We start from the raw sequence: 26,334 nt of genomic DNA on the forward strand, positions 1-26,334 counted from the left end.
CGTGTCGCTGCGCCAACCCCCTGCAGGGAGCAATACCTGCGGCCCGGCAAAGCCGGTTCCGCGGTATTCCTGGAAGGGGCCGGCTCTTCCTTTGCTCAGCCGCCGGCGGCCAGCACGCCCTGGAAGAAGCCCCGCGCCGATGCCAGGCAGAACGGCGGCGCCAGCGTGCCGTGGTACGCGAGCATGACCGCCTGCGCCTTGTCGGACGCGCTGCCCGGCGTGTTCTGCGCCAGCAGGTCCTTGGCCTGCGCGAAGCCGGCGCGCGCGGTCGAGTAGGCGTCGATCGCGGCCGAATCCTCCAGGTCCACCACTGCCAGCGCGGCGGCCGGCACGCCCTTGGCGCGGAAGTAGCCCGAGGTGGCGCGGGTGCTGAGGAAATTCACCGTCGGGTCGTTGGCGCCGCCGCACATCAGCATCGGCCGGGTCGGCACCCAGTTGCGCAGGTCGTTGGCGACGGCCGCCTTGCGGAAACCCGTCGCCGGCTTGCAGTCCAGCGGCGAGGTCGTGCTCAGCGACGCCGCCGTGGCCGGCAGTGCGTTGCCGGGGCAGGGCGCGGCCAGGATGTCGCCGGCCGCTTGCGTCAGGAAGCTCTGCTTGATCAGGTTGTTGGCGCCGTAGAAGATCGACAGCGAGGGGCTCACCGGCCCCGGCGTGGCATTCGCCGGGAACAGCGCCAGCTGCGGCAGCTTGCCGCTGGAGAACAGCGTGCCGGGCGTCAGGCTCGGCAGCAGGGTGTCGATGCCGGTGGCGTACTGCGCTTCGTAGATGTCGCTGGTGGCGTTGTAGACGTTGCCGAACTGCTGCTGCCAGCTGGTCGACAGCAGCGGCACGAACAGCGTGGAGCCCAGCGCCGGCCAGCCCAGGTAGGTGTAGTCGGACAACAGGCTGATGGCCGAGGGCGCCGACAGCGGTGCCGAGGCCGTCACCGTCTTGCCCGTCGCCTGCATCTCCCGGTGCGCCGCCATCGCGACATAGCCGCCCTGCGAGTAGCCGGTGATGAACAGCGAGCCGGCGTCGTTCGCGTCGATGCCCGAGAAGGTCTTGCGCGCGGCCGTGAGCGCGTCGACCATGTCCTTGCCCTGCTGGTCGCCGTCGAGGTACGGGTGGTAGGGCAGCGTCGACTTGTCGTAGCCCGCGTAGTTGGGCGCCACCACGATGTAGCCCTGCGCCGCGAACATGGCGGCAATCATCAGGCCCTCGCCTGCGGCCGGCTGCGTGCTGTCGGTCCACTTGGCGAGGTTGTAGGCCTTGGCGGCGGTGGTGCCGTGGGCATAGAGCACCACGGGCCGCTGGCCGCCGCAGCCCACGTCGGTGCCCGTGGGCACCATGATCGCGGCGGTGGCGTTGGTCGCCTCGTTCTTCGCGCCGATGGTGCGGTATTCGAGGTAGCGCACGTCGATGCCGCACTTGGGCGCGCCGGCCACCTGCAGCACCGACCTGCCCTGGTCGCTGGCCTGGAGGTTGGCCTTGAACTGGTCGGCGGTCAGCTTGGCCGTCTGCTCGGGCGGGTTGGTGACCACCGAGCCCCGGCCGGTGTCGGCTACGGGCGGCGGAAAGCCAACGCCGATGCCTACTCCGCCACCATCCCCGCCGCCGCAGGCGGACAGCAGCAGCAAGGTTGCGCTTGCGAGCGCCGTCCAGGCGGCTGTCTTGCGCATCAGGACGAACGAGTGGGGGCGTGGCTTGGTCAAGGCATGTCTCCTGCGTTGGATTTGTACTGAATAGAACGGCCGTCCGATTCTGTGCAGTGCCATGGCCGCGCGCAAGCGGCATTTGCCATCAGAAGATTTCAGTACCTGGCAGGGTCGCGCAGGCCCGCCACCTGCCGTCAGTTGTCCTGCGAGGCCCAGTCGACCAGTGCGTCGAACGCGGCGCGCGCCGCCCCCGCGTTCTCGCCGTTGGCGATGGCCACCAGCACGTAGCGCCGGCCGCTCGCACCGTCCACGTAGCCGGCCACGCCGGAGGCATCGCGCAGCGTGCCCGTCTTCAGGTGGGCCGAGCCGCCCGAGCGCAGCGTGCGCTTCTTCAGCGTGCCGTCCACGCCCATGGCGGGCAGCGAGGACATCAGCTCCGGCATCACCGGCGAACGCCATGCCACCTGCAGCATCTTGCCGAGCGCAGCCGCGCTGATGCGCTCGTCGCGCGACAGGCCCGAGCCGTTCTCGAACACGGGCTGCGCCTCGCCCGTGCCGATGCGCTCGCGCCACCACTGGCCCAGCGCCGCGCGCGAAGCCTCGAAGGTGCCGCGGTTCTTCTGCGTGAGCCCGATCGTGAGGAACAGCTGCTGCGCCATCACGTTGTTGCTGTACTTGTTGATGTCGCGGATCACTTCGGCCAGCGGCGGCGACTCGAACTCGAAGGCCGGCTTCAGCCCCGCCGGCGCGCGCCCTTCGCGCATCTGCCCGCCTACGCGCCCGCCCATCTCGGCCCACATGCCGCCGATGGCCCGCATGGCGTAGGTGCGCGGGTCGCCGTAGGCCACGGCCCAGTTCTTCTCGCCGCAGGCGGCCGGAAAGCCGCCGTTGAAGCGGATGCGGTTCACGTCGCTGAAGTCGGGCCGCAGCGCGGCGCGCCAGTCGCCGCATTCGCCGGGCACGAGCGCCACGGTCGGCGGCATCGCCACGCTCGCGAGCGGGGGCTCGTAGCTCACGCGCGCGATCTGGCCCGTGCGGTCGGGCGCGAAGTTCATGTTGACCGACTTGAAGTTCACGAGCAGCGCATCGGGCGAGGCGTTGTAGGGCCGCAGCGGCTCGCCGTCGAAGGCCGACGGGTCGCCCTCGACCGTAGTCTCGAACGCGCCGCGGTCGATCACGATGTCGCCGCTCACCGTGGTGATGCCCAGCCCCTGCACGTGGCGCAGCAGCAGCCACACGCGCTCCAGCACCAGCTTGGGGTCGCCCTGGCCCTTGATGTACAGGTTGCCGTTGAGCACGCCGTTGTTCACCGTGCCGTCGACATAGACCGGCGTGGTCCAGCTGTAGGCCGCGCCGAGCAGGTCCAGCGCGGCGTAGGTGGTCACCAGCTTCATGATCGACGCCGGATTCACCGGCGCCTGCGTGCGCCAGGCCAGCCGCGGCGGGCGTGTGCCGTCGGCCTCGGCCACCAGCATGGTCACGGATTCGCGCGGCACCTTGGCGCGGGCGAGGGCGGCGTCGACCTGGGTCGGGAGGGCCTGCTGGGCGGATGCGCCGGCCGAGGCCAGCGTTGCGAGGGTCAGTGCGAGGGCGGCGCGGCGGAAGGCAAAAGGCATCCGCCGATTATCCCGGCGGGAACAGGTGCAGCTTCGCGTGGTACAGCAGCATGACCGTCTTGGCGTCGGCGATGCGGCCGTCGGCCACCATGGCCAGCGCCTCGTCGATGCCGAGCTCCAGCACCTCGATGTCCTCGCCCTCTTCCGCCAGCCCGCCGCCTGCGCCGATGCGCATCGAGGACTCGTACGGCGCGACGAAGAAGTGCAGCTTCTCGGTGACCGAGCCCGGGCTCATGAAGCTCTCGAAGATCTTCTGCACCGCGCCGAGGCGGTAGCCGAGCTCTTCCTCGACCTCCGCGCGGATGCGCTCCTCGGGCGCGGCGTTGTCCAGCAGGCCGGCCGCGGCTTCGATCAGCAGGCCGTCGTGGCCGTTGACGAAGGCCGGGTAGCGGAACTGCCGCGTCAGCAGCACGCTGCGCTGCGCGAGGTTGTAGGGCAGCAGCGTGGCGCCGTTGCCGCGGTCGTAGGTCTCGCGGTGCATGCGCTGCCACTGGCCGTCGTTGCGCCGCCAGTCGAAGGCGGTGGTGCGCAGCGTGTACCAGTTGTCGGAAAGGAGGGTGACTTCGTGCACCCGGACGCGGTCTTGGATGGTCATGGCTGCGAGCATACGTGCGTATTCGTGCAAAAACAATGAAAAACGTGCAGTCCATCGGCCACGCCGGTACCATCGGGCAATGCTCACCAGCCAGCGCAAGCAACACATCCTTTGGGTCCTGAAGCGCGACGGCAACGTCGTCGCGAAGGCGCTCAGCGACGAACTCGGCCTGTCGGAAGACACCATCCGCCGCGACCTGCGCGAGCTGGCGGCCGAAGGTTTGCTGCAGCGCGTGCACGGCGGTGCGTTGCCGGTCGCGGCGGCCGAAGCCGACTTCGCGCGGCGCCAGCAGCTCGCGCCCGACGAAAAGGTGGCCATCGGCCGCGCGGCCGCGCGCCTCGTGAAGCCGGGGCAGGTGGTGTTCATCGACGGCGGCACCACCGCCGTGCAGCTCGCGCGCCACCTGCCGGCGAGCCTGCAGGCCACCGTGGTCACGCACAGCCCGTCGGTGGCCGTCGAGCTGGTGGCGCATGCCGGCATCGAGGTGGTGCTGATCGGCGGGCGCCTCTTCAAGCATTCGGTGGTGGCGGTCGGCTCGGCGGCAATGGCGGCCATTGCGCGCATCCATGCCGACACGTACTTCATGGGTGTCACCGGCGTGCACGCCGAGGCGGGGCTGACCACGGGCGACCTGGAAGAGGCCGAGATCAAGCGCGCGCTGATGGCGTCGGCGGCCGAGACGGTGGTGCTGGCCTCGTCCGAAAAGATCGGGGCGGCTTCGGCGTGGGTGGTCAACCCGGTGGCCTCGGCCACCAGCCTGCTGGTGTCGCCGGACGTGCCGGCCCGGGCGCTGGCGCCGCTGCGCAAGGCGGGGCTGGCGATTCTGCGCAGCGATACCGGCGCGTGAGCCCGGGAATTGGCCGCCCCTCGATAATCGGCGGATGCCCCTCGCCTTGCCCAAGCTGCTCGCCTTCGACACCAGCACCGAGCACCTGTCGGTGGCCGTGCTGCACGGCGACACGCTGCACGCCCACAACGGCGTGGGCGGCGCGCAAGCATCGACCACCCTGCTGCCGCTGATCCAGCAACTGCTGGGCGAAGCCGGGCTCGCGCTGGGCGAACTCGATGCCATCGTCTTCGGCCGGGGCCCCGGCTCTTTCACCGGCCTGCGCACCGCCTGCTCCGTGGCGCAGGGGCTGGCCTTCGGCGCCAACGTGCCGCTGCTGCCGGTCGACACGCTGCTCGCCGTGGCCGAAGAAGCGCGCCACGCCTTCGGCGCGAAGCAGGTGGTCGCCGTGCTCGATGCGCGCATGGACCAGCTTTACGCCGCGCGCTACGACTTCGAGGCCGACGGCCCGCTTGGCGGAAACGACGAGCCCCTGCTGCTGTCGCCCGAGGCACTTGAAGTGCCCGCCGGCTGGGCGCTCGCCGGCAACGCCTTCGCCGCCTACGGCCCGCGCCTGGCCCCGGCCGCCGCCCGCCACGACGCGCTGCCGAGCGCCACCGCGATGCTGCGGCTCGCCCCCGCGCTGCTCGCGGCCGGGCGCACCGTGCCGGCGGCACAGGCCTGGCCGCTCTATGTTCGCGATAAAGTGGCGCAAACCACCGAAGAGCGCGCCGCCATCAAGGCGGCCGCAGCCGCAGCCCATTGATCGCATGAGTGCCGTCCTCCAGCCCGTCGAAGCCCGCCTCGAACCGCTCACCGTCGAGCGGATCGATGCCGTCTGCGCGGTCGAGCAGACGGCCTACAGCCATCCGTGGACGCGCGCCAACTTCACCGACTCCATGGCCGTGGGCTACCACTGCCAGTGCCTGCTGGCGCCCGGCATGGCACCCGGCGTGAGCTCGCCGCTCACCCAACTGGGCGAGACGCTGATCGGCTACTTCGTCGCCATGAAGGGCGTCGATGAAGTGCACCTGCTGAACATCACCGTGGCGCCGGCCTTCCAGCGCCAGGGCTGGGCGCCGCTCATGCTCGAGGCATTGGGCGGCTGGTCGCGGGCCGAGGGCGCGCAGTGGCTCTGGCTCGAAGTGCGCCGCAGCAACCAGCGCGCTCTCGACATCTACCTGCGCAACGGTTTTCGCAGCGTCGGCGTACGCAAGGGCTACTACCCGGCGCACGACGGCAAGCGCGAGGACGCGGTCGTCATGAGCCTGCGCTTGAATGAAACAGGCAGCGCCTGGGGAGCCTTGCGATGAGCGCGGTGCAGACATTGAAGCTCGACGCCCGCCAGCGCGCGATGCTCGACGAGATGGGCGTGAAGGTCTGGTGGCCGGTGCCCGAGGCCGCCGAGGCGGCGCCTGGAACGGCTTCCGCAGCAGCCACCGAAGAGGTGGCGGCGGTCGTCCGCGAGCGCGTGCAGGCTGAAATGCCGGTGGCCGCACCGCCGCCGCCCGCGGCCCGGTCCGTCGCGGCACCCGTGCCGCCCCCCGCACCGGTCGTTCGCCCGGCCGCTGCGCCACTGTCCGGAGGCGCCGCCGTGCTGGTAGAGGCGCCCTGCCGTCTCTATGCCGACGCCGGCGCCGAATCGACGCAGGGCGGCTGGCTGGTCGTGGCCGACATGCCGCCCGAGGCCGACGGCCGCCACGGCGAACCCTTTGCGGGCGACGCCGGCCGCCTGCTCGACAACATGCTGCGTGCGCTGAAGCTGCACGACGGCAAGACCCCCGTGCACCTCATGCGCACCCACCGCGGCGTGGCCGCCGGCCAGCCCGGCAGCCCGCGCGCCATGGACGAGGCCTTCGACGAGCATGCCGCGGCGCTCGCACCGCGCATCGTGCTGGCAATGGGCCCGCTGGCCGCGCAAAGCCTGATGCGCAGCGGCGACCCGCTGGGCAAGCTGCGCGGCCGTGCCGTGCCGCTGGCTTCCGCCGGCGGCGCATCGGTGGTGGCGACCTACCACCCCGCCTACCTGCTGCGCAATCCCGCCGACAAGGCACGCGCCTGGGCCGACCTCTGCCTGGCCGCTGAACAGGGTTGACCCGCTTCGCCAGCCCCTTGCAGGGGCAACACCAGCGGCCCCGGGAAAACCGGTTCCGCGGTGTTTCACGCTCGAACCGGGGGCGTGTTTCCTGGCATCCTTAAAATCGGACCCCATGACTTTCCTCGACAAGCTGGCCGCCGCACAGCAAAAAAACGGTTCCTTGCTCTGCGTGGGGCTCGATCCGGAGCCGGCCAAGTTCCCGGGGCATCTCAAGGGCGACGCCAGCCGCATCTATGACTTCTGCGCCCGCATCGTCGACGCGACGGCCGACCTGGTCATCGCCTTCAAGCCGCAGATCGCCTACTTCGCGGCGCACCGCGCCGAAGCCCAGCTCGAGCAGCTGATGGAGCACATGCGCCGCAATGCGCCCCACGTGCCCGTGATCCTCGACGCCAAGCGCGGCGACATCGGCTCCACCGCCGAGCAGTACGCCCTGGAGGCCTTCGAGCGCTACGGCGCCGATGCGGTGACGCTGTCGCCCTTCATGGGCTTCGACTCGGTGGCGCCGTATCTCAAGCACGAGGGCAAGGGCGCGTTCCTGCTGTGCCGCACCAGCAACCCCGGCGGTTCCGACCTGCAGGGCCAGCGGCTGGCGGATGTCGAGGGGCAGCCCTTCCTGTACGAACACGTTGCTCGCCTGGCGCAAGGCCCGTGGAACCTCAACGGCCAACTCGGACTGGTGGTAGGCGCGACCTACCCGGCGGAAATCGAGCGTGTGCGCGAACTCGCGCCAACCGTGCCGCTGCTGATTCCGGGCGTCGGCGCCCAGGGCGGCGATGCGGTCGCCACCGTGCGCGCCGGCTGGCGCGCCGATGCGCCGATCATCGTGAACTCGTCGCGGGCGATCATCTACGCGTCGTCGGGCGATGACTTCGCCGATGCGGCGAAGAGCGCCGCGCGCACGATGCGCGACACGCTCGAAGCCGCCAAGTAAGGCTCGCCCCCAGGCCGCGCACTTCGTGTCGCTTCGCCAACCCCCTACCGGGGGCAACACCTGAGGCCCGGCAAAGCCGGTTCCTCGGTGTTCCTGGATTGAGCCTCAGGCTCGGCGGAGGCGGGTAAAGGCTTCGAACTCCCAGTTCCGCATCCCCAGCAGCAGCGTGTAGCCCTCGCGGTCCTTGGCGGCCAGCTTCTGGTCGGTCTGGTGCTGCTGGGCGAAGTCCTGCGCCACGCGCTGCAGGCGTTCCAGGAAGGCCGGCGCCAGCGAGCGGCTGATCTGGCCGTGCACCAGCAGCAGGCCCTCGGCCGGGCCGTCGAAGCCGCCCTTGTAGTAGTCGAGCACCACGTTCTCGCGGAAGAACTCCATCACTGGGCCATGCGGCCGCCAGCGGAAGGTCTTGGCGAGCTTCAGGCGATACCGGTTGAGCGGGCGCAGCTCGATGATGCCGATGCGGTCCAGCTGGGCCAGGAAGCCGATGCATTCGGCCTCGCTCACGCGGTAGGCGGCCACGATCTGCTCCAGCGTCCACTGGCTCAGCACGCTGATGGCCACCAGCAGCAGCTTCTTGTCCCTGACCACGGCCTTTTCCTGCTCGTGCGTCAGCTCCTTCAGCAGCGGCTGGGCGTCGGCCACGCGGCGCGCCAGTTCGGCGAAGTCGATCTTCAGCGCGCGGCAGATGGCGTCCACGCGCGACAACGGCATGTCGCTCTTGGCCAGCATCCGCTTGACGCTGGATTCGGCCATGTCGAGCGACCGCGCCAGGTCGGCGTAGGTCATGCGGGCGCTCTTGAGTTCGTTCTTGAGGGCTTGGACGAGATCGACGGTGGTGCTCATGGCCCGGAAGCGTACACGGGCGCCTGCAAGTATCAATTGGAGATACCGGTAGGAGTGAATTAGTGCCTCGTATCGATTCTCGATGCCTGTGGAGCGGCCCGCGCCTAAATTTGCGGCCCGTACCGACCCACCCACCGAGGACCGCCATGCTCCTGTCTCTTGCCAGCCGACTCAGCCGCCGCGAACGCGGATTGCTTTTCACTTTCGCGCTGCTCACTCTGGTCGCCTTCTTCGGCCCCGCGCTGCCCGCCGCCGAGGTTGCCATCGCCTCGGTGTTCGCCGACAACCGCGCCTGGCACGGACTGCCCAACGCCATGGACGTGCTGAGCAACATCCCCTTCGTCGTGATCGGCCTGTGGGGCCTGTACCGGCTCAACCGCATCGACCGCTCGCACCAGGAGGCGCTGTCGCAGTTCCCGCTGGCCCCGCCCGCCAGCGATCCGCCGGACAACACGCTCGACTGCGCCTGGCTCTTCTTCGCCGGCCTGATCGCCACCGCCGCGGGCTCGGCCTTCTTCCACCTCGTGCCCGACGCCCCCCGGCTCGCCGCGGACCGCGCCGGCATGGCGGTGGCCTTCGCCGGGCTGATCGGCGTGGCGGTCTGCGAGCGGGTGAGCCAGCGCGCCGGCTGGCCCGCCGCCTGGTTCGCGCTGACGGCCGGCCTGCTCTCGGCCGAGGTGTTCCAGGAGACCGGCAACGTCATGCCCTGGGCGCTGGTGCAGTTCGGCGGCATGGCGCTGGTGGTGACGCTGGCGCTGGCCACGCCGATGCGCAAGTCGGTCGGGCTGAAGCTGGGCTGGGTCATCTTCTTCTACGTGCTGGCCAAGGCTCTCGAACTGGCCGACCACCAGATTTATGAATTCACGCGGCACACGGTTTCGGGCCATACGCTGAAGCATCTGACGGCCTCGCTCGCCGGGCTGCCCGTGGTGCTCGCGCTCCACAAGCTCGAAATGCGCTGGGAAGCCGCACTACGGCACAATCCGGGCGCCGCCGCCGTGGCCGCCTGAGGAGCACTCTTCGAATGACAAATCCCGCCGCTGCCGCAGCCACACCCGTGGCCCACGAAGCGAACGCCCACGCCAACCAGTTCGCCCTCCTCAAGCAGCGGCGCTTCGCGCCTTTCTTCTGGACCCAGTTCGCGGGTGCGGCGAACGACAACCTGTTCAAGTTCGCCTTCACCGTCATGGTGACCTACCAGCTGCAGCTGGGCTGGATGCCGCCGGCCATGGCGGGGCTGGTGATCGGCGCGCTGTTCATCCTGCCGTTCCTGCTGTTCTCTGCCACGGCCGGCCAGCTCACCGACAAGTTCGACAAGACGAAGATGATCCGCTTCGTCAAGAACCTCGAGATTGCGATCATGGTGCTCGCGGCCTGGGGCTTCGTGCGGGCCGACGCGGTGGTGTTGCTGGGCTGCGTGTTCCTCATGGGCCTGCACTCCACGCTGTTCGGGCCGGTCAAGTTCGCCTACCTGCCGCAGGTGCTCGACGCGCGCGAACTCACGGGCGGCAATGGCATGGTCGAGATGGGCACCTTCGTCGCGATCCTGCTCGGGCAGGTGGCGGGCGGGCTGCTGGTGGCGGTGCCGCAGATCGGCCACATGAGCGTGGCCGTGGGTTGCGTGCTGCTGGCGCTGGTCGGCCGGGGCGTGGCGCAGGCCATACCAAAGGCGCCGGCCACCGACCCGGGGCTGGTCATCAATTGGAACCCGATCAGCGAAACCTGGCGCAACCTCAAGCTCGCGAACCAGAACGTGGTGGTGTTCCGCTCGCTGCTGGGCATCTCGTGGATGTGGTTCTTCGGGGCGGTGTTCCTGAGCCAGTTCCCGAGCTTCGCGAAGGAAGTGCTGCACGGCGACGAGCAGGTGGCCTCGCTGCTGCTGGTGGTGTTCTCGGTGGGCATCGGCGTCGGCTCGCTGCTGTGCGAGACGCTGAGCCGCCGGCAGGTGGAAATCGGCCTGGTGCCGCTGGGCGCCATCGGCATGAGCGTGTTCGCCGTCGACCTTTACTTTGCGTCGCGCGGCCTGCCGGCCGTGCCCGAGATGGGCATCGGCGCCTTCGTGCGCCAGGGCGCCCACTGGCGCGTGATGGCCGACCTGGCGCTGCTGTCGCTGTTCGCGGGCCTCTACAGCGTGCCGATGTACGCGCTGATCCAGTTGCGCAGCCAGCCCACGCACCGCGCGCGCATCATCGCGGCGAACAACATCCTCAATGCACTGTTCATGATCGGCAGCTCGGTCATCGCGGGCGCGCTGCTGGGCGCGGGCTTCACCATTCCGCAGATCTTTTTGTTCACCGGCATCGCCAACGCGGTGGTGGCGTTCTACATCTTCATGCTGGTGCCCGAGTACCTGCTGCGCTTCGTGGCCTGGGTGCTGTCGCGCTTCGTCTACCGCTTCGACATCAAGGGCGAGTCGCACATTCCCACCGAGGGCGCGGCCGTGCTGGTGTGCAACCACGTGAGCTTCATAGACGCGGTGCTGCTGATGGCGGCAAGCCCGCGGCCGATCCGCTTCATCATGGACCACCGCATCTTCAAGGTGCCGGTGCTGGGCTGGCTGTTCAAGCTGGCCAAGGCCATTCCGATCGCGCCGCAGAAGGAAGACCTCGCGGCCTACGAAGCGGCTTTTGCCAAGGCGATCGGCGTGCTGCGCGAGGGCGATCTGCTCGCGATCTTCCCCGAGGGCGCGATCACGCGCGACGGCGAGCTGCAGCCGTTCAAGGGCGGCGTGATGAAGATCCTTGAAGGCGCGCGCGCCCAGGGCATCGAGCCGCCGGTGATCCCGATGGCGCTGACCAATCTCTGGGGCTCGTACTTCAGCCGCATCGAACTGCGCGGCGGCGAGCGCGTGGCCATGGCCAAGCCGTTTCGCCGCGGCTTCTTCAGCCGCGTGGGGCTTAACGTCGGCGGTCCTGTGCCGCCGGTGGAAGTGCAGCCCGAGTCGCTGCGCCAGCGTGTGAGCGCCCTGCTGGCCGCCTGAGGCGCAGCTCCTTTCCGGCGCGCAAGGCGCCGGAAAGTATCGGTTGCAGATACCGGCGGCGCTGAAAACCGCAACTGGTGCAAGAATTCAAGCCCCGCGGTGCGGGAGCGAACCATCATTCGCCCACCTTCACTACGCCGCGAGGCACACATGCAACCCCTCTCATCGACCACGACCGTCTTCATCCAGCGCGACACGCGGGCCTGGCAGTTCCAGGCCTGGGCTTCGTTCGCGATCGCCGTCTTCCTGTGCGCCACCGGCCTGAGCTGGCTGCCGGGGGAGGCGCTGGACCGGGCGTTCATGGTGATGGGCTACGTGTTCTGCCTGAGCACCGCCTTCATGCTGGCCAAGTTCGTGCGCGACAGCCAGCAGGCCGCCGAGCGCAGCGCCGAAGCGACGCGCGACGTGCCCATGTGGAAGCTGGTCGTCTGGGGCAGCTTCTTCACCGCGATGGGCCTGACCGGCTGGGGCCTCGTGCGCATGGAGATCAACGAGGCCTACAAGGCCTTCCTGGGCGTGAGCTGGCTGTTCCTGATCAGCTCGGCCTTCACGCTGGCCAAGACGCTGCGCGACCGCCATGAAGCCGACATGGCCGAAGCCCGCCTGCAGGGCCGCCGCATGGCCCGTGCCGAAGCTGCTGCTTCTGCTGCCGAATAACCCGCGTCCGATCAACGAAAGCCCATCATGAAAAAGTCGATTGCCGCCGTTCTCGTCGCCGCCTGCACCGCCTTCGCGGGCATCTCGGCTCCCCTGCGTGCCCAGGCGCAGAGCGACGCCTCGGTCGCCCTCTCGCTGATGCCTGTGGCATCGGTGGTGGTCGCCGCCTCTGCGGTTGGGGCCTCGGCCACCGCGGCGGTCGCCGTGCCTGCCGCGCTGTCTGTGGGCGGCTCGACGCTCACCGTGATCGCGGTCGAAGCCTCTGCCGACGGCACGGTGTACCTGCTCGAACGCGCTTCGGACGGCGCGCGCGCCAGCATCAAGGTCGCGGGCCGCGCGGCTGACGGCGTGTCGAAAGCCGTGGGCACCAGCGTCCTCGTCAGCGTGATCGGCACCGGCGTGGTGCTGTCGGCCTCCGGCGAGGTGCTGGCCTTCGTGCCCAACGCCATCGGCCGCGCGCTGCTCCACAACGAGAGGTTGTCGTGAACCGGGCACTGCCGCTGCTGCTCGGGCTTGCGGTCTTGCTGCCGATGCAGGCGCAGGCCGGCCGCTCGTGCGGGCAGGTCAAGCCAACGCCTGAAGTGATCGTCAAGGGCATGCAACTGGCCGAGCGCACCTCGCAGGCGCTCGACGCCAGCGGCGCGCGCGTCGTGATCCTGGCGCGCGCGGGGCAGGACCTGAGCAAGTACGGCCTGCGCTACTCGCACCTGGGCATCGCCTACAAGACGGATGCCGGCCCGTGGCGCGTGGTGCACAAGCTCAACCAGTGCGGGACCGCAGTGGCCGCCGTCTACCGCCAGGGGCTCGGCGAGTTCTTTCTCGACGACCCGTGGCGCTACGAGGCCGCCTGGGCCGTGCCCACGCCGCAGGTGCAGGCGCAGCTGCTGGCCGCGCTGAACGAACCGCCCGCGCGCATCGTGCGGCTGCACACCGCGCCCTACAGCATCGTGAGTTACGCCTGGGGCCAGAAGTACCAGCAGTCGAACCAGTGGGCCGTCGAGACGCTGGCCGCCGCCATGGAGCCCGCCACCATCGGCAGCCGCGCGCAGGCGCAGGCCTGGTTGCAGTTCAAAGGCTACGAGCCGACCGTGCTGAAGCTCGGCCCGCTCACCCGGCTGGGCGGGCGCGTAGGCTCGGCCAACGTGGCCTTCGACGACCATCCGAACGACAAGCGCTTCTCGGATCGCATCGAGACCGTGACGGTCGATTCTGTGTTCGCATGGTTGCCGCGTGCCGGGCTCGGCGCGGCGCCGGTGACCTTGAAGCTTCAATAAGAACGTGGAGAAAACAACATGAGCAAATCCTTGCGCCTTTCCGAAAAATGGTTCCGCCGCGGCCTCTGGCTGGTGGCGCTGGTGTTCGCGAGCTTCCTCATCGGGCTCGGCAGCACCGTCGTGAGCGACCTGCCCCAGGTCGAGCGCGTGCGCGGCATCGACGACTTCATCGACAAGCCGGCGGCCGAGCCGCTGCGCGCCACCGTCAAGGCCTCGGAAGCCGCCGAGCTGCAGGCCGCGCGCGACCTCGACCAGATCCGCCTGCAGCTCAACGCCGCGCAGCAGGCCAGCGCCAATGCGCGCGAGACCTTCGGCAACTGGATCTCCACGCGGCGCGCCACCGCGCAGCCCGATCAGGACACCGAGCTCATCGCGCGCACCAAGGCGCTCGACGCCTTCAAGCAGAAGGAGGAGGAGCTGCAGCGCAAGGTCAACGCCCAGCAGAAGATCGCGCTCGACGCGCGCCAGGCCGAGCAGCGCGCCTCCGAAGCGCTGTCGGTGCTGGAGCGCGACGCGCAGCTCAAGCTCGACGCCGAGTACCGCCGCATCGAACTGCGCGTATTCGCCTACCGGCTGGCGCTCACGCTGCCGCTGCTCGTCGTGGCCGGCTGGCTCTTCGTGAAGAAGCGCAAGAGCACCTGGTGGCCGTTCGTGTGGGGCTTCATCTTCTTCGCGCTGTTCGCCTTCTTCGTCGAGCTGGTGCCCTACCTGCCGAGCTACGGCGGCTATGTGCGCTACGTGGTGGGCATCCTGCTCACCGTGCTGGTGGGTCGCTACGCGATCATCGCGCTCAACCGCTACCTGGCGCGCCAGAAACTCGCCGAGCAGCAGCCCGACCAGGTGCGCCGCGAGGAGCTGAGCTACGACGTCGCCCTGGCGCGCCTGGGCAAGAGCGTATGCCCCGGCTGCGAACGGCCGGTCGACCTGAAGAACAACGAGATCGACTTCTGCCCGCACTGCGGCATCGGCCTGTTCGACCACTGCGGCCAGTGCGAGACGCGCAAGAGCGCGTTCTCCAAGTTCTGCCATGCCTGCGGAACCTCGGCGGGCGCGCAGACGCAGTCGCCGCACACACCTGTGACCGGCACTGCGCAATCGGTCACGCCGGGTGCCCCGGTTCTGCCGGCCACGTAGCGGAACCGCCGCACGGGCGTGCTACAACCCCAGGGCTGCGGCACGCAACGCCGTGCCGCGGGTTTTCCCATTCACATTGACGGAGTACACCCATGAGCATTTTCGGCAAGATTTTTTCCAAGATTTTTCCGTCGGCCAACGCCGCTGAAGTCGTCGCCGCACCGCCGGCGGCTGCACCGGGCGCGCCGGCCGCTGCCGCACCGCCGCCTGCGATCCCGCTGGGCGACGTGCCCGCCGTCCTGGACGCGATGCCTGGTGCCGCCGGCCTGAACTGGCGCACCTCGATCGTCGACCTGCTCAAGTTGCTGGGCCTGGACAGCAGCCTCGCCGCGCGCAAGGAACTGGCCAGCGAAATTCTCTACAGCGATGGCGAGCCGGGTTCGGCCGAATGGAACATCGGCCTGCACAAGCAGGTGATGAGCCGCATCGCCGCCAATGGCGGCACGCTGCCAGCCGAACTGCGCGACTAAGAAGATCGGTACCCGGGAATTTTCTTTTTCCAGAAACACCGCGGAACCGGCTTCGCCGGGCCGCAGGTGTTGCCCCCGGTAGGGGGTTGGCGAAGCGACACGAAGTGCGCGAAGCCTGGGGGCGAGCCTGTTTCAGGTCCAGCCCGCATCCACCACGTAGTCCTGTGCGGTGCACATGCGCGAATCGTCGGCCGCGAGGAACAGCGCCATTGCCGCGATGTCTTCCGCCATCACGCGGCCCGGCAGGCACTGGGCCGCATCGATCTCCGCGCCCGATTCGGGCTTCACCCACAACTTGATCTGCCGTTCGGTCATCACCCAGCCCGGCACGATCGAATTCACGCGGATGTTCTGCTTGCCCAGGTCGCGCGCCAGCGAACGCGTGAGGCCGCGCGCCGCCGCCTTGCAGGCCTGGTACACCGGATAGCCCCGGCCCTTGATCATCCAGCTGATCGAGCCGAAGTTGATGATCGATCCGCCGCCCAGCGCACGCATGTCGTCCGCCACTGCCTGCGCGGCAAAGAACTGGTGCTTGAAGTTGACGGCCACGAGGCGGTCGAAGTCCTCGCTGGTCACGTCGGCCATCTCGTGGCGGCGGTCGTTGGCTGCGTTGTTCAGCAGCACGGCGATCGGGCCGAAGCGTTGGCGCACCGCGTCGATGGTGGCGCCGAGCGCGGCCGTGTCGGTCACGTCGCAGGCCTGGAACAGCGCAGGGTGCTCGCCTTGCAGCTGCGCCGCGAGCGCGTTGCCGGCGGCGGTGTCGAGGTCGCAGAAGCCGACCTTCGCGCCCTGTGCGTGAAAGGCCCGCACCAGCGATTCGCCGATGCCGCTGGCGCCGCCGGAAATGAACACGGTGCGCCCGGCCAGCGACGGATAGCGGGCGGTGTAGGGAGAAGATGCGTTGGTCATGGGAATGCGGCAACAGCAGTGGAAACGGAAGGCAAGCGTAGCGGATGAGCGGGCCCCCGGCGAGCCCGGGGTTGCCGGTCGGCGTATGGCTTCCGGCGAATGGGCAGCGCCGACGGGCGTGGCTACGCTCCTGCCCCATGACGAACACCTTGCCCCGCCGCGCCGTCCTGGCGCTCGCGCTTCTTCCCGCCGCCCTGGCGGTGCGTTCCGTGCGCGCACAGGCGCCGGCGCCCGTGCAGCTCTTCAAGGTGGTCTCGCCGCGCGACGAGGTGATCGTGGGCGCCGACGCGGCGCTGCTCGGCGCGGGCTCCGGCCCCGCCGTGGAGCGGCTGGCCGCGCAGCTGGCCGCCAAGGGCCAGCTCACGCTGTGGCAGCACGCCTCGCACAAGGACTCGGGCGGCGCGCTGGTGCAGGCGCCGCTCAGGCAGATCGTGGTCTTCAAGAACGAGGCGCTGCGTATCGAGCCCTACGCCACCCCGCTGCCCATCCAGGCCCCGAAGTAAGAAGAGGCCTCAGACGCCTCGTGCCCGCTCCGACTTGAAGCGCGCGCGGAACTCGGTGAACGAGCCCGCGTCGAGCGACGCGCGGATCTCGCGCATCAGGTTCAGGTAGTAGTGCAGGTTGTGGATGGTCGTGAGCATCGGCCCGAGCATTTCGCCGCAGCGGTCGAGGTGATGCAGGTAGGCGCGGCTGAAGCCCTCGCGTCCGCCGTCGTTCCACGAAACGCCCGAGGTGCCGGCGCACGCATGGCAGGTGCAGCTGGGGTCGATGGGCTGCGGATCGCTCTTGTGGCGTGCGTTGCGCATCTTCAGGTCGCCGAAGCGCGTGAACAGCGTGCCGTTGCGCGCATTGCGCGTGGGCATCACGCAGTCGAACATGTCCACGCCATCGGCCACGCCCTGCACCAGGTCCTCGGGCGTGCCCACGCCCATCAGGTAGCGCGGCTTGTTCGCGGGCAGCCGGTGCGGCGTGTGGCCCATGATGTGCAGCATCTCTTCCTTGGGCTCGCCCACGCTCACGCCGCCGATGGCGTAGCCCGGGAAGTCCATGTCGACCAGCGCGGCGAGCGACTCCTCGCGCAGGTTCTCGAACATGCCGCCCTGCACGATGCCGAACAGCGCGTTCGGGTTCTCCAGCCGTGCGAATTCGCTCTGGCAGCGCCTGGCCCAGCGCAGGCTCAGCTCCATCGAGATGCGCGCCTCGGCCTCCGTCGTGATATGGCCCTTGGTGTCATAGGGCGTGCACTCGTCGAACTGCATCACGATGTCGCTGTTCAGGATGGTCTGGATCTGCATCGAGACCTCGGGCGTGAGGAACAGCTTGTCGCCGTTGACGGGCGAGGCGAACTTCACGCCTTCCTCGCTGATCTTGCGCATCGCGCCCAGCGACCACACCTGGAAGCCGCCCGAGTCGGTGAGGATGGGCTTGTCCCACTTCTCGAACTGGTGCAGCCCGCCGAAGTTCGCCATCACGTCCAGGCCGGGGCGCATCCACAGGTGGAAGGTGTTGCCCAGGATGATCTGCGCGCCCATCTCCTCGAGGCTGCGCGGCATCACGCCCTTGACGGTGCCGTAGGTGCCCACGGGCATGAAGATCGGCGTCTGCACCTTGCCGTGGTTGAGCGTGAGCGTGGCGCGGCGCGCGTGGCTGTCGGGGTCGGTCTTGAGGAGTTCGAAGTTCAGCATGTCGTTCAGTCCGTTTGTCGCGCGAGCAGCATGGCGTCGCCATAGCTGAAGAAGCGGTAGCCGTTGGCGATGGCATGGGCATACAGCGCCATCACGTGCTCGTAGCCCGCGAAGGCCGAGACCAGCATCATCAGCGTGCTCTTCGGCAAGTGGAAGTTCGTCACCAGCAAGTCGACGTGTTCGAACACGAAGCCCGGCGTGATGAAGATGCGCGTGTCGCCCGTGGCTTCGCCGCTCTTGGCCCACGATTCGAGCGTGCGCACCGTGGTCGTGCCGACCGCAACGACACGGCCGCCGCGTGCCTTGCATTCGGCAATCGCGCGCTGCGTGGCCTCGGGCACCTCATAACGCTCGGCGTGCATCGTGTGTTCGGCGATGTTCTCGGTCTTCACCGGCTGGAAGGTGCCGGCGCCCACGTGCAGCGTGACGCTGGCGCGCTGCACGCCGTGCGCATCGAGCTCGGCCAGCAGTGCCTCGTCGAAATGCAGTGCGGCGGTGGGCGCGGCCACCGCGCCGGGCACGCGTGCGAACACGGTTTGGTAGCGGCTCTCGTCGTCGGCCGAATCGGTGTGCGTGATGTAGGGCGGCAGCGGCACGTGGCCGCAGCGGGCCATCAGCGCGTACGGGTCTTCGCCCGCGTCGCTCTCGAAGCCGAAGCGGAACAGCGCGCCGTCTTCGTCCGGCCAGCGGCCCAGCAGCGTGGCGCGAAAGCCGCCGACCATCTCGAGCGTGGTGCCCACGGGCGGCTTCTTGCTGACCTTCATATGGGCGACCACCTCGTGGCCCTGCAGCACGCGCTCGACCAGCAGCTCGAGCTTGCCGCCGGTCGGCTTCTCGCCGAACAGGCGCGCCTTGACCACGCGCGTGTCGTTGAAGACGAGCAGGTCGCCCGCGCGCAGCAGCGAAGGCAGGTGTTTGAAGATGCGGTCGACTGGCGCGGGCCCCGTGCCGTCGAGCAGGCGGGAGGCGGTGCGTTCGGTGGCCGGGTGTTGCGCCACCAGCTCGGGCGGCAAGGCGAAATCGAAATCGGAAAGCGTGAAGGCGCGCATGGTGCTTGAGGGCCGGACGGGCCCGTGCCAAGGAGGCATGGGAAGAGAAGGATGCAGGAAGCGGGCGATTGTCCCATGGGCTGGAATCACGGGCTCGGCAGGGGGTTGCCGAGGCAGAATCGACGCATGGTCGATTCCTACGTCGCGCGCGTCCCGCCAGCCCCTGCTCCTCCTTCCGAAGGCGAGCTCTTCAAGAAGATCCTGGGCGGCGCCTGGATGGGACTGCACCCCGACATCCGCCGGCGCTTCGACAAGAACCCCTCGCCCGGCAAGGCGCTGCATTACCTGGGCGCGCTCAGCGAGTTGCGCTGCTCGCGCTTCGGCAAGCTGCTGGGGCACCTCACGCAGCCGATGATCCAGGGCGCGCTGATCCCCTACAGCGACAGCCACTTCCCCGTGGAGATCCAGGTCTACGCCAAGCCCGGCGACCCCGCCATCTACAAGCAGCGCATCTACCGCCTGCACGGGCGCAAGCCGATCCAGTTCACCAGCTTCATGCGCGAGAGCGAGCGCGGCGAGGTGCTGGAGTACGTCGGCATGGGCCTGGGCATGAAGCTGGTGCTGAGCGTGGAGAACGGCAGCCTGCATTTCCAGAGCGACGGCTATTTCTGGGACGTGTTCGGCTGGCGCATTCCGCTGCCGGGCCTCTTCACGCCGGGCAAGACTTTTCTCTGGCACCACAACGAGACGCCCGAGCGCTTCAACATCCGCATCGAGATCCGCCACTGGCTGATGGGCACCACCTTCACGCAGGTCGGCGTGTTCGAGGAAGTGGCCGAGCCGCAGGCGGTGGCCGCATGACGCTCGACACGCACCTGCTGGCCCTGCAGCTCATGGCGGCCCAGGGCGTGCTGGGCGCTTTCGACACGCTCTACCACCACGAGGGCACAGAGGCGCTGCCGCGGCGCGGCACGGCGGCGCGCGAGCTGGCGATCCACGCGACGCGCTCGTCCATCTACTGCGCGCTGTTCCTCGGACTGTCGGCGTGGGCCTGGCACGGCGCGTGGGCGTGGGTGCTGCTCGCGGTGTTCGGCGTCGAGATCGTGCTCACGCTGTGGGACTTCGTGGTCGAGGACGGCAGCCGCCTGCTGCCGCCCACCGAACGGGTCACGCACACGGTGCTGGCCATCAACGCCGGCGCGTTCATCGCGCTGCTGGCGATGAGCGCGGTCGGCTGGGCCGCGCAGCCGACCGCGATGGTGTGGCAGCCGCACGGCTGGCTCAGCGCGTTCCTGGCGTTGTGCGGCGTGGGCGTGGGTCTCTCGGGCCTGCGCGATGGCTTCGCGGCGCGCGCGCTGTTCGGGCAGCACAAGCAGGCGCAGGCGCGCGATGCCCTGGCGCCGGTGCGCTTCGGCACCAAGCCGCAGCATGTGCTGGTCACGGGCGGTACCGGCTTCATCGGCCAGATCCTCGTGCGCCACCTGTTGGCCGACGGCCATGCGGTGACGGTCTGGACGCGCGATGCGCGCTCGGCCGCCTGGGACTTCGGCGGCGCGGTGCGCTGCGTGCAATCGCTCCACCAGGTCCCGGCGGCCGACGATGTCGACGTGGTCGTCAACCTCGCGGGCGCGCGAATCCTGGGCATGCGCTGGAGCGAACGGCGACGCCAGCAGCTGCTCAGGAGCCGCGAAGGGCTGACGCAGCAGCTGGTGGCATGGATCGCCACGCGGCCACGCAAGCCGTGGCTGCTGCTCTCGGGCTCCGCCATCGGCTACTACGGCGTCCAGCCGCAGGGCCACGCCGCCGAACTCGCCGAAGATGCGCCGCCGCAAGAGATCTTCATGTCGCAGCTGTGCCAGCGCTGGGAGCAGGCGGCACGCGCCGCTGTCACGCACGGTGTGCACGTGGCCTGCATGCGTTTCGGCTTCGTGCTCGGCCACCAGGGCTCGCTGCCGCAGTTGCTGATGCCGGTCCGGCTCGGCATGGGCGGGCGGCTGGGCAGCGGGCGGCAATGGCTGTCGTGGGTGCATGTGCATGACCTGGTCCGCGCGATGGCGCATGTGTGGAGCGTGGCCGAACGGGCCGCGGCCCCCGCGACTGCGCAGGCTTTCAACTTCACCGCGCCCGGTGCGCTGAGCCAGGAAGAATTCACCCGCGTCGCCGCCAGCGTGCTGCACCGCCCCTGCTGGATGCCGACTCCCGCGGCGCCCGTCAGGCTGCTGCTCGGCGAGCAGGCCGACCTGCTGCTCGAAGGCCAGCGCGTGGTGCCCGCGCAGTTGCTGCGCACCGGCTTCCAGTTCATGTTCCCCGATGCCCGCAGCGCCTTGGCGGAACTTTGCCGCCCGCGCTAGAAGCCCGTCCGTGCCTCCCAAGAAAGCCCCGTCCCCTGCAGCTTCCGCGAGTGCCGCCGCGCCGGTGCCCGCAGGCCCGCCCGGCAGCGGCCTGAGCCAGGTGCAGCGCGCCTTGCGCAAGCTGGGCCTCGTGCGCGACATCGACTTCGCGCTCTACCTGCCGATGCGCTACGAGGACGAGACGCGCATCGTGCGCCTGGCCGACACGCGCGACGGCGACATGGCGCAGGTCGAAGGCGTGATCACCGAATGCGAGGTGGTGTACCGCCCGCGCCGCCAGCTGCTGGCGACCATCGACGACGGCAGCGACACCTGCCAGCTGCGCTTCTTCAACTTCTATCCCTCGCAGCAGAAGCAGCTGGCGGTCGGCGCGCGGGTGCGGGTGCGCGGCGAGGTGCGCGGCGGCTTCGTGGGGCGGCAGATGATGCATCCGAGCGTGAAGGCGGCCGGCACCGCATTGCCGAATGCGCTCACGCCGGTCTACTCCACCGTGGCCGGGCTCGCGCAGCCGGTGCTGCGGCGCGAGGTGCGTTCGGGCCTGGCGCGCGCGGTGCTCGACGAGACCATTCCGGTGCAGATCGGTCTGCGCGGCGCGTGGGATTTGCGCAGCGCACTGAGCTTCCTGCACTACCCGACGCCCGACGTGTCGATTGCCGCGCTCGAAGACCACAGCCACCCGGCATGGCAGCGCATCAAGGCTGAGGAACTGCTGGCGCAGCAGCTGTCGCAACTGCAGGCCCGGCTGGAGCGCGCGGCCCAGCGTGCGCCGGTGCTGCCTGCGCCGGCCGAGCCGGTCGCCACTTCGCTGCATGCGCAGCTGCTCGCAGTGCTGCCCTTCGGCCTGACCGGTGCGCAGCAGCGCGTGGGCGAGGAGATCACGGCCGACCTGCACCGCCAGATCCCGATGCACCGCCTGCTGCAGGGCGACGTGGGCTCGGGCAAGACCGTGGTGGCGGCGCTGGCGGCGGCGCGCTGCATCGACGCGGGTTTCCAGTGCGCGCTGATGGCGCCCACCGAGATCCTCGCGGCCCAACACTTCGGCAAGCTGGTCGGCTGGCTCGATCCGCTGCTCGCTGCGCGCGGCCTGCGCGTGGCGTGGCTCACGGGCAGCCAGAAGAAGAAGGAGCGCGACGAGATGTCGGCGGCGGTGGAGAGCGGCCAGGCCGCGTTGGTCATCGGCACGCACGCGGTCATTTCCGAGAAGGTTCGCTTCAAGAATCTCGCACTGGCCATCATCGACGAGCAGCACCGCTTCGGCGTGGCTCAGCGTCTTGCGTTGCGCGGCAAGGCCGTCGGGCACCTGGAGCCGCATCTGCTGATGATGAGCGCCACGCCGATCCCGCGCACGCTCGCGATGAGCTACTACGCCGACCTCGACGTCTCCACGCTCGACGAGCTGCCGCCGGGCCGCACGCCCATCGTCACCAAGCTGGTGGCCGACCATCGGCGCGACGAGGTCATCGACCGCATCCACGCGCAGATCGCGCAGGGCCGGCAGGTGTACTGGGTGTGCCCGCTGATCGAGGAGAGCGAGGCGGTCGACCTGCGCAACGCGACCGAAACGCGCGACGAGCTGGCCGACACGCTCGGCGAGCCCATCCAGGTCGGCCTGCTGCATTCGCGCATGCCCACGGCCGAGAAGCAGGCGGTGATGGCCGCATTCACCGCCAACGAGATCCAGGTGCTGGTGAGCACGACCGTGATCGAAGTGGGCGTCGACGTGCCCAACGCCTCGCTGATGGTGATCGAGCATGCCGAGCGTTTCGGCCTCTCGCAGCTGCACCAGCTGCGCGGCCGCGTGGGACGCGGTGCGGCGGCCTCGGCCTGCGTGCTGCTCTATGCGCCGGGCGACAGCGGCCGTGTTGGCGAAGCGGCGCGCGCGCGGCTCAAGGCAATGGCCGAGACCGGCGACGGCTTCGAGATCGCGCGGCGCGACCTGGAGATTCGCGGTCCCGGCGAGTTCCTGGGCGCGCGGCAGTCGGGCGCACCGCTGCTGCGTTTTGCCGACCTGACGACCGATACGCTGCTGCTCGACTGGGCCCGTGAACTCGCGCCGGTCATGCTGCGGAAGCACCCTGACCTGGCCCAGCGCCACATCGACCGCTGGCTCGGCACCAAGGCCGAGTACCTGAAAGCCTGATTCCGGGACCGCAACGCAAATGAACCTTCGATTCGTGGAAGCCTTCCACTGGGCGGTGGCGCTCAAGAGCATCACGCGCGCCTCCGAGAAGCTGCACCTGACCCAGTCGGCCCTGTCCAGCCGCATCGCCGCGCTTGAGCGCGAACTCGGCGTGCTGCTGCTCGACCGGCGCGACAAGCAGTTCCGCCTGACCGTGGCGGGGCAGCGCTTCCATGCCTTCGCGCAGAAGCTGCTCGAGATGCAGATGCACATCAAGGCCGAGATGGGCTCGGGCGCGGCGCGCGAGACGGTGCTGCGCGTCGGCGCCATCGAGTCGGTGGTGCACAGCTGGCTCACCGGCTGGCTCAAGCACATGCAGGCCACCCACCCGGACTTTGAGCTCGAACTCACGGTCGAAACCACGCCGGTGCTGGTCGACCAGCTGCAGCGCGGCAAGCAGGACCTGGTGTTCGCCGCGCTGCCCGCCGCCGGCGACGGCGTGCGCACGCGCGCCGTGCCGCCGATGCCCATGTGCTTCGTCGGCCACCGCGAGCTGCACCTGAAACGGCGCTACCGCCTGGCCGACCTGCTGTCGCTCGACCTGCTGACCTTCCAGCGCGGCTCTCAGCCGCACGTGGCGCTGCTCGAGCTGTTCCGCGAGGCCGGCAGCCCGCCGCCGCGCGTGCACGCGATCTCTTCGATCTCGGCCATGGCCCAGCTGGTCGAGGCGGGCTTCGGCGTCGCCACGCTGCCGCGCGCGGTGGTCGAGCCGCTGGCGCGGCGCCTGCCGCTGCGCGTGCTGCCGTGCGAAGACACGCTGGAGCCGCTGCCCATTTACGCGAGCTACCGCGACGACCCGTCGTCGCCGCTGCCGGAGGCCGCGCTCGGCTCCGCCGTGGTGCATGCCTCGCACCGCCAGGGGTCATCGAAAAAATCGATGAGCTGAGCGAGAAACTTTGCGTTGGCGTTCGTGAGCGCGCATTCCCACAATCCGGCGCATCACAACACAGCGATGCATTGCGCATCGGGAACGCCATGTCGAGCCGCCATTCCTTCGAACAACAACCCGGTCCCTCGAGCAGCGCGCTGGCCGTGCGCCTTGCCGCCCGCAGCGGCGCGCTGAACACGCACACCAGCGGCCTCGCCAGCGCCCACGCGCAGGGCAACCTGGTGATCCTGCCGAAGTCGCATGCCGGCGACTTCCTGCGCTTCTGCCAGGCCAACCCCAAGCCCTGTCCGCTGTTGGGCGTGTCCGAGGCCGGTGACCCGGCGCTGCCGGTGCTCGGCGAGGACATCGACATCCGCACCGACCTGCCGCGCTACCGCGTCTGGCGCGAAGGCGAACTGGTCGACGAGCCTACCGACGTTCGGGCGCTCTGGCGCGACGACCTGGTGAGCTTCGTGATCGGCTGCTCCTTCACCTTCGAGCATGCGCTGATGGCCGAGGGCATCGCGCTGCGCCACGTCGCGCAGGGCCGCAACGTGGCGATGTACCGCACCTCGATCGAGACCGTGCCGGCGGATCCGTTCCGCGGGCCGATGGTGGTGTCGATGCGACCGCTGCGCGCGGCCGACGCTATCCGCGCGGTGCAGATCACCTCGCGCTTTCCGGCCGTGCACGGCGCGCCGGTGCACATCGGCGATCCGGCGCTGATCGGCATCCGCGCCATCGGCGTGCCGGACTACGGCGATGCCGTGGAGGTGATGCCCGACGAGCTCCCCGTGTTCTGGGCCTGCGGCGTGACGCCCCAGGCCGTGCTGGCGGCCGCGCGGCTGCCGTTCGCGATCACCCATGCACCGGGCGCGATGCTCGTTACCGACCTGCTGCACCACCGCCTGGCGGCCTTCTAGGCTGCCCTTTTTTTCACCCGAGACCCAGGAGACCACGACCATGAAGAGCACCCTCGATGCAGCCCCCGCGGCCGGCGATGCGCCTGCCGGCGAGAACTGGCTGCGCACGCTCAATCCCAACGAGAAGCGCACGCTCGCCGCGTCTTTCAGCGGCTACGCGGTCGACGCGTTCGACTACTACACGCTGCCGCTGGTCACGCCGATCCTGCTGTCGCTGTGGGGCATGAGCAAGACCGAGGTCGGCCTGATCGGCACCGCCACGCTGGTCGCCTCGGCCATCGGCGGCTGGGTGGCGGGCATCCTGGCCGACATGTATGGCCGCGTGCGCATCCTGCAGCTGACGATCCTGGTGTTCGCGATCTTCACCTTCGCCTGCGGCCTGTCGCGCACGCCCGAGGAACTGCTGATCGCCCGCACGCTGCAGGGCCTGGGCTTCGGCGGCGAATGGGCGGTGGGCTCGGTGCTCATCGCCGAGATGATCCGGCCGGCCTACCGCGGCAAGGCCGTGGGGCTGGTGCAGAGCAGCTGGGCCATCGGCTGGGGAGCGGCGGTGCTGGTGTCGATGGCGCTGTTCTCGTTCCTGCCTGCGGAGATCTCGTGGCGTGCGATGTTCCTGCTGGGCCTGCTGCCGGCGCTGCTGATCGTCTTCATCCGCCGCTCGATCCGCGACCCGGAAATCTACGTGCAAAGCCGAGCTGCCGTGGCGCGCGGCGAACGCAGCGGCAATTTCCTCGCGATCTTCAAGCCCGGCATGCTCGGCACCACGGTGCTCGCGAGCCTGCTGTTCACCGGCATGCAGGGCGGCTACTACGCCATCGGCGTCTGGCTGCCGACCTTCCTGAAGAACGAGCGCCATCTCACCGTGCTGGGCTCGGGCGGCTACCAGTTCATGTTCATCGTGGGCGCCTTCATCGGCTACCTGTGCGGTGCCTACCTGTCGGACCGCCTTGGCCGGCGCCGCGCCTTCATCCTGTTCGCCGTCGGCGCCGGTTCGCTGGTCTATGCCTACACGCTGCTGCCCATTACGGACGGCCTGATGCTGCTGCTGGGTTTTCCGCTGGGCTTCTTCATGTCGGGCATCTTCAGCGGCGCGGGTGCCTTCCTGGCCGAGCTGTTTCCCAACGAGCTGCGCGGTTCGGGGCAGGGCTTTTGCTACAACTTCGGACGCGGCATCGGCGCCACCTTCCCCGCGTTGGTCGGCGTGCTGAGCGACCGCATGCACCTGCCGCTGGGTACCGCCATCGGCGTGTGCGCGGCCATCGCCTACGCCATGGTGGTCCTGGTGGCCCTGTGCCTGCCCGAGACGCGCGGGCGCGATCTGCGCCAAAACTGATCCGGCGCATTCCCTCTTCGTTCGCGTGACCGCCTGCCC

26 protein-coding genes are annotated in these 26,334 nt (G+C 69.3%); 19 read left to right on the forward strand and 7 right to left on the reverse strand.

Annotated elements, in window-relative coordinates; translation table 11 throughout:
* Nucleotides 1–95 precede the first annotated feature (95 nt).
* The 3 genes from PMI12_RS05615 to PMI12_RS05625 form a co-directional block, all read right to left on the reverse strand.
* Complete coding sequence (locus PMI12_RS05615) at nucleotides 96–1,658, reverse strand: alpha/beta hydrolase family protein (RefSeq protein ID WP_042672909.1); 1,563 nt, start codon at nucleotides 1,656–1,658, stop codon at nucleotides 96–98.
* Nucleotides 1,659–1,828: 170 nt separating this feature from the next.
* The gene (dacB, locus tag PMI12_RS05620) at nucleotides 1,829–3,250 is read right to left on the reverse strand and encodes a D-alanyl-D-alanine carboxypeptidase/D-alanyl-D-alanine endopeptidase (RefSeq protein ID WP_009124718.1); all 1,422 of its coding nucleotides are present in this window, start codon (nucleotides 3,248–3,250) and stop codon (nucleotides 1,829–1,831) included.
* Between the two features lie 7 nt (nucleotides 3,251–3,257).
* On the reverse strand, nucleotides 3,258–3,845 hold the full coding sequence (locus PMI12_RS05625; RefSeq protein WP_009124720.1) for a TrgB like protein: 588 nt from the start codon (nucleotides 3,843–3,845) through the stop codon (nucleotides 3,258–3,260).
* 79 nt (nucleotides 3,846–3,924) lie between these two features.
* Between PMI12_RS05625 and PMI12_RS05630 the strand changes: the two genes are divergently transcribed.
* The 5 genes from PMI12_RS05630 to pyrF all read left to right on the forward strand — a co-directional run bounded on the left by PMI12_RS05630 (nucleotide 3,925) and on the right by pyrF (nucleotide 7,703).
* Nucleotides 3,925–4,692 carry a DeoR/GlpR family DNA-binding transcription regulator gene (locus PMI12_RS05630; protein WP_009124721.1) on the forward strand — a complete coding sequence of 256 codons (768 nt, stop codon included), beginning with the start codon at nucleotides 3,925–3,927 and terminating at the stop codon, nucleotides 4,690–4,692.
* Between the two features lie 34 nt (nucleotides 4,693–4,726).
* Nucleotides 4,727–5,437: a tRNA (adenosine(37)-N6)-threonylcarbamoyltransferase complex dimerization subunit type 1 TsaB gene (gene tsaB, locus PMI12_RS05635; protein ID WP_009124728.1), complete on the forward strand. Its 711-nt coding sequence runs from the start codon at nucleotides 4,727–4,729 to the stop codon at nucleotides 5,435–5,437.
* A gap of 4 nt (nucleotides 5,438–5,441) precedes the next feature.
* Nucleotides 5,442–5,984: a ribosomal protein S18-alanine N-acetyltransferase gene (rimI, locus tag PMI12_RS05640; RefSeq protein ID WP_009124740.1), complete on the forward strand. Its 543-nt coding sequence runs from the start codon at nucleotides 5,442–5,444 to the stop codon at nucleotides 5,982–5,984.
* A complete protein-coding gene (locus tag PMI12_RS05645) occupies nucleotides 5,981–6,766 on the forward strand; it encodes a uracil-DNA glycosylase family protein (RefSeq protein WP_009124741.1) in 786 nt (261 codons plus the stop codon). The genes rimI and PMI12_RS05645 overlap by 4 nt, the downstream gene beginning before the upstream one ends.
* A gap of 115 nt (nucleotides 6,767–6,881) precedes the next feature.
* Complete coding sequence (gene pyrF, locus PMI12_RS05650; RefSeq protein ID WP_009124742.1) at nucleotides 6,882–7,703, forward strand: orotidine-5'-phosphate decarboxylase; 822 nt, start codon at nucleotides 6,882–6,884, stop codon at nucleotides 7,701–7,703.
* Between the two features lie 105 nt (nucleotides 7,704–7,808).
* Here pyrF and PMI12_RS05655 read toward each other — a convergent pair whose 3' ends face one another.
* Complete coding sequence (locus PMI12_RS05655) at nucleotides 7,809–8,543, reverse strand: helix-turn-helix domain-containing protein (protein ID WP_009124743.1); 735 nt, start codon at nucleotides 8,541–8,543, stop codon at nucleotides 7,809–7,811.
* A 146-nt stretch (nucleotides 8,544–8,689) separates the two neighbouring features.
* On the opposite strand from PMI12_RS05655, the gene PMI12_RS05660 reads away from it, so the two are divergent.
* The 7 genes from PMI12_RS05660 (at nucleotide 8,690) to PMI12_RS05690 (ending at nucleotide 15,058) form a co-directional block, all read left to right on the forward strand.
* On the forward strand, nucleotides 8,690–9,553 hold the full coding sequence (locus PMI12_RS05660; RefSeq protein WP_009124744.1) for a hypothetical protein: 864 nt from the start codon (nucleotides 8,690–8,692) through the stop codon (nucleotides 9,551–9,553).
* Nucleotides 9,554–9,567: 14 nt separating this feature from the next.
* Nucleotides 9,568–11,523 carry an MFS transporter gene (locus tag PMI12_RS05665; RefSeq protein ID WP_009124745.1) on the forward strand — a complete coding sequence of 652 codons (1,956 nt, stop codon included), beginning with the start codon at nucleotides 9,568–9,570 and terminating at the stop codon, nucleotides 11,521–11,523.
* Between the two features lie 150 nt (nucleotides 11,524–11,673).
* Complete coding sequence (locus PMI12_RS05670; protein WP_009124752.1) at nucleotides 11,674–12,180, forward strand: YiaA/YiaB family inner membrane protein; 507 nt, start codon at nucleotides 11,674–11,676, stop codon at nucleotides 12,178–12,180.
* Between the two features lie 27 nt (nucleotides 12,181–12,207).
* Complete coding sequence (locus PMI12_RS05675; protein WP_009124753.1) at nucleotides 12,208–12,666, forward strand: hypothetical protein; 459 nt, start codon at nucleotides 12,208–12,210, stop codon at nucleotides 12,664–12,666.
* Nucleotides 12,663–13,454, forward strand: coding sequence for a DUF2145 domain-containing protein (locus PMI12_RS05680; RefSeq protein WP_009124755.1), 792 nt, complete (start codon nucleotides 12,663–12,665; stop codon nucleotides 13,452–13,454). The genes PMI12_RS05675 and PMI12_RS05680 overlap by 4 nt, the downstream gene beginning before the upstream one ends.
* Before the next feature lie 18 nt (nucleotides 13,455–13,472).
* Nucleotides 13,473–14,588, forward strand: a complete 1,116-nt coding sequence (locus PMI12_RS05685; protein ID WP_009124758.1) for a K+ transporter — start codon at nucleotides 13,473–13,475, stop codon at nucleotides 14,586–14,588.
* Nucleotides 14,589–14,680: 92 nt separating this feature from the next.
* Nucleotides 14,681–15,058, forward strand: coding sequence for a DUF3597 domain-containing protein (locus tag PMI12_RS05690; protein WP_009124759.1), 378 nt, complete (start codon nucleotides 14,681–14,683; stop codon nucleotides 15,056–15,058).
* A gap of 132 nt (nucleotides 15,059–15,190) precedes the next feature.
* Here PMI12_RS05690 and PMI12_RS05695 read toward each other — a convergent pair whose 3' ends face one another.
* The gene (locus PMI12_RS05695) at nucleotides 15,191–15,967 is read right to left on the reverse strand and encodes an SDR family NAD(P)-dependent oxidoreductase (protein ID WP_009124760.1); all 777 of its coding nucleotides are present in this window, start codon (nucleotides 15,965–15,967) and stop codon (nucleotides 15,191–15,193) included.
* A 137-nt stretch (nucleotides 15,968–16,104) separates the two neighbouring features.
* Here PMI12_RS05695 and PMI12_RS05700 point away from each other — a divergent pair, with 137 nt between their 5' ends.
* On the forward strand, nucleotides 16,105–16,470 hold the full coding sequence (locus PMI12_RS05700; RefSeq protein WP_009124761.1) for a hypothetical protein: 366 nt from the start codon (nucleotides 16,105–16,107) through the stop codon (nucleotides 16,468–16,470).
* A gap of 9 nt (nucleotides 16,471–16,479) precedes the next feature.
* Here the strand turns inward: PMI12_RS05700 and tgt are convergent, their stop codons facing one another.
* A complete protein-coding gene (gene tgt / locus PMI12_RS05705) occupies nucleotides 16,480–17,652 on the reverse strand; it encodes a tRNA guanosine(34) transglycosylase Tgt (RefSeq protein WP_009124762.1) in 1,173 nt (390 codons plus the stop codon).
* A gap of 5 nt (nucleotides 17,653–17,657) precedes the next feature.
* Nucleotides 17,658–18,701 carry a tRNA preQ1(34) S-adenosylmethionine ribosyltransferase-isomerase QueA gene (gene queA, locus PMI12_RS05710; RefSeq protein ID WP_009124763.1) on the reverse strand — a complete coding sequence of 348 codons (1,044 nt, stop codon included), beginning with the start codon at nucleotides 18,699–18,701 and terminating at the stop codon, nucleotides 17,658–17,660.
* 126 nt (nucleotides 18,702–18,827) lie between these two features.
* Between queA and PMI12_RS05715 the strand changes: the two genes are divergently transcribed.
* The 6 genes from PMI12_RS05715 to PMI12_RS05740 all read left to right on the forward strand — a co-directional run bounded on the left by PMI12_RS05715 (nucleotide 18,828) and on the right by PMI12_RS05740 (nucleotide 26,295).
* Nucleotides 18,828–19,502: a DUF4166 domain-containing protein gene (locus PMI12_RS05715; protein WP_009124764.1), complete on the forward strand. Its 675-nt coding sequence runs from the start codon at nucleotides 18,828–18,830 to the stop codon at nucleotides 19,500–19,502.
* Nucleotides 19,499–20,992, forward strand: coding sequence for a TIGR01777 family oxidoreductase (locus PMI12_RS05720; protein ID WP_009124766.1), 1,494 nt, complete (start codon nucleotides 19,499–19,501; stop codon nucleotides 20,990–20,992). Before PMI12_RS05715 ends, PMI12_RS05720 begins: the two co-directional genes overlap by 4 nt.
* Nucleotides 20,952–23,132: an ATP-dependent DNA helicase RecG gene (gene recG, locus PMI12_RS05725; protein WP_081502617.1), complete on the forward strand. Its 2,181-nt coding sequence runs from the start codon at nucleotides 20,952–20,954 to the stop codon at nucleotides 23,130–23,132. The genes PMI12_RS05720 and recG overlap by 41 nt, the downstream gene beginning before the upstream one ends.
* Before the next feature lie 19 nt (nucleotides 23,133–23,151).
* A complete protein-coding gene (locus PMI12_RS05730) occupies nucleotides 23,152–24,057 on the forward strand; it encodes a LysR family transcriptional regulator (protein WP_009124771.1) in 906 nt (301 codons plus the stop codon).
* An 89-nt stretch (nucleotides 24,058–24,146) separates the two neighbouring features.
* Entirely contained in the window at nucleotides 24,147–24,962 is an 816-nt protein-coding gene (locus tag PMI12_RS05735) for a putative hydro-lyase (RefSeq protein WP_009124773.1), read from the forward strand.
* Nucleotides 24,963–25,002: 40 nt separating this feature from the next.
* Nucleotides 25,003–26,295: an MFS transporter gene (locus PMI12_RS05740; RefSeq protein ID WP_009124776.1), complete on the forward strand. Its 1,293-nt coding sequence runs from the start codon at nucleotides 25,003–25,005 to the stop codon at nucleotides 26,293–26,295.
* Nucleotides 26,296–26,334: the final 39 nt, after the last annotated feature.

This window comes from Variovorax sp. CF313 (genome assembly GCF_000282635.1).
Classification (GTDB): domain Bacteria; phylum Pseudomonadota; class Gammaproteobacteria; order Burkholderiales; family Burkholderiaceae_C; genus Variovorax.

Bases quoted from the DNA above. Each gene is read 5' to 3' on its own strand.
- PMI12_RS05615 (WP_042672909.1), bottom strand. From the start codon at position 1,658: ATGCGCAAGACAGCCGCCTGGACGGCGCTCGCAAGCGCAACCTTGCTG.
- dacB (WP_009124718.1), bottom strand. From the start codon at position 3,250: ATGCCTTTTGCCTTCCGCCGCGCCGCCCTCGCACTGACCCTCGCAACG.
- PMI12_RS05625 (WP_009124720.1), bottom strand. From the start codon at position 3,845: ATGACCATCCAAGACCGCGTCCGGGTGCACGAAGTCACCCTCCTTTCC.
- PMI12_RS05630 (WP_009124721.1), top strand. From the start codon at position 3,925: ATGCTCACCAGCCAGCGCAAGCAACACATCCTTTGGGTCCTGAAGCGC.
- tsaB (WP_009124728.1), top strand. From the start codon at position 4,727: ATGCCCCTCGCCTTGCCCAAGCTGCTCGCCTTCGACACCAGCACCGAG.
- rimI (WP_009124740.1), top strand. From the start codon at position 5,442: ATGAGTGCCGTCCTCCAGCCCGTCGAAGCCCGCCTCGAACCGCTCACC.
- PMI12_RS05645 (WP_009124741.1), top strand. From the start codon at position 5,981: ATGAGCGCGGTGCAGACATTGAAGCTCGACGCCCGCCAGCGCGCGATG.
- pyrF (WP_009124742.1), top strand. From the start codon at position 6,882: ATGACTTTCCTCGACAAGCTGGCCGCCGCACAGCAAAAAAACGGTTCC.
- PMI12_RS05655 (WP_009124743.1), bottom strand. From the start codon at position 8,543: ATGAGCACCACCGTCGATCTCGTCCAAGCCCTCAAGAACGAACTCAAG.
- PMI12_RS05660 (WP_009124744.1), top strand. From the start codon at position 8,690: ATGCTCCTGTCTCTTGCCAGCCGACTCAGCCGCCGCGAACGCGGATTG.
- PMI12_RS05665 (WP_009124745.1), top strand. From the start codon at position 9,568: ATGACAAATCCCGCCGCTGCCGCAGCCACACCCGTGGCCCACGAAGCG.
- PMI12_RS05670 (WP_009124752.1), top strand. From the start codon at position 11,674: ATGCAACCCCTCTCATCGACCACGACCGTCTTCATCCAGCGCGACACG.
- PMI12_RS05675 (WP_009124753.1), top strand. From the start codon at position 12,208: ATGAAAAAGTCGATTGCCGCCGTTCTCGTCGCCGCCTGCACCGCCTTC.
- PMI12_RS05685 (WP_009124758.1), top strand. From the start codon at position 13,473: ATGAGCAAATCCTTGCGCCTTTCCGAAAAATGGTTCCGCCGCGGCCTC.
- PMI12_RS05690 (WP_009124759.1), top strand. From the start codon at position 14,681: ATGAGCATTTTCGGCAAGATTTTTTCCAAGATTTTTCCGTCGGCCAAC.
- PMI12_RS05695 (WP_009124760.1), bottom strand. From the start codon at position 15,967: ATGACCAACGCATCTTCTCCCTACACCGCCCGCTATCCGTCGCTGGCC.
- PMI12_RS05700 (WP_009124761.1), top strand. From the start codon at position 16,105: ATGACGAACACCTTGCCCCGCCGCGCCGTCCTGGCGCTCGCGCTTCTT.
- tgt (WP_009124762.1), bottom strand. From the start codon at position 17,652: ATGCTGAACTTCGAACTCCTCAAGACCGACCCCGACAGCCACGCGCGC.
- queA (WP_009124763.1), bottom strand. From the start codon at position 18,701: ATGCGCGCCTTCACGCTTTCCGATTTCGATTTCGCCTTGCCGCCCGAG.
- PMI12_RS05715 (WP_009124764.1), top strand. From the start codon at position 18,828: ATGGTCGATTCCTACGTCGCGCGCGTCCCGCCAGCCCCTGCTCCTCCT.
- PMI12_RS05720 (WP_009124766.1), top strand. From the start codon at position 19,499: ATGACGCTCGACACGCACCTGCTGGCCCTGCAGCTCATGGCGGCCCAG.
- recG (WP_081502617.1), top strand. From the start codon at position 20,952: ATGCCCGCAGCGCCTTGGCGGAACTTTGCCGCCCGCGCTAGAAGCCCG.
- PMI12_RS05730 (WP_009124771.1), top strand. From the start codon at position 23,152: ATGAACCTTCGATTCGTGGAAGCCTTCCACTGGGCGGTGGCGCTCAAG.
- PMI12_RS05735 (WP_009124773.1), top strand. From the start codon at position 24,147: ATGTCGAGCCGCCATTCCTTCGAACAACAACCCGGTCCCTCGAGCAGC.
- PMI12_RS05740 (WP_009124776.1), top strand. From the start codon at position 25,003: ATGAAGAGCACCCTCGATGCAGCCCCCGCGGCCGGCGATGCGCCTGCC.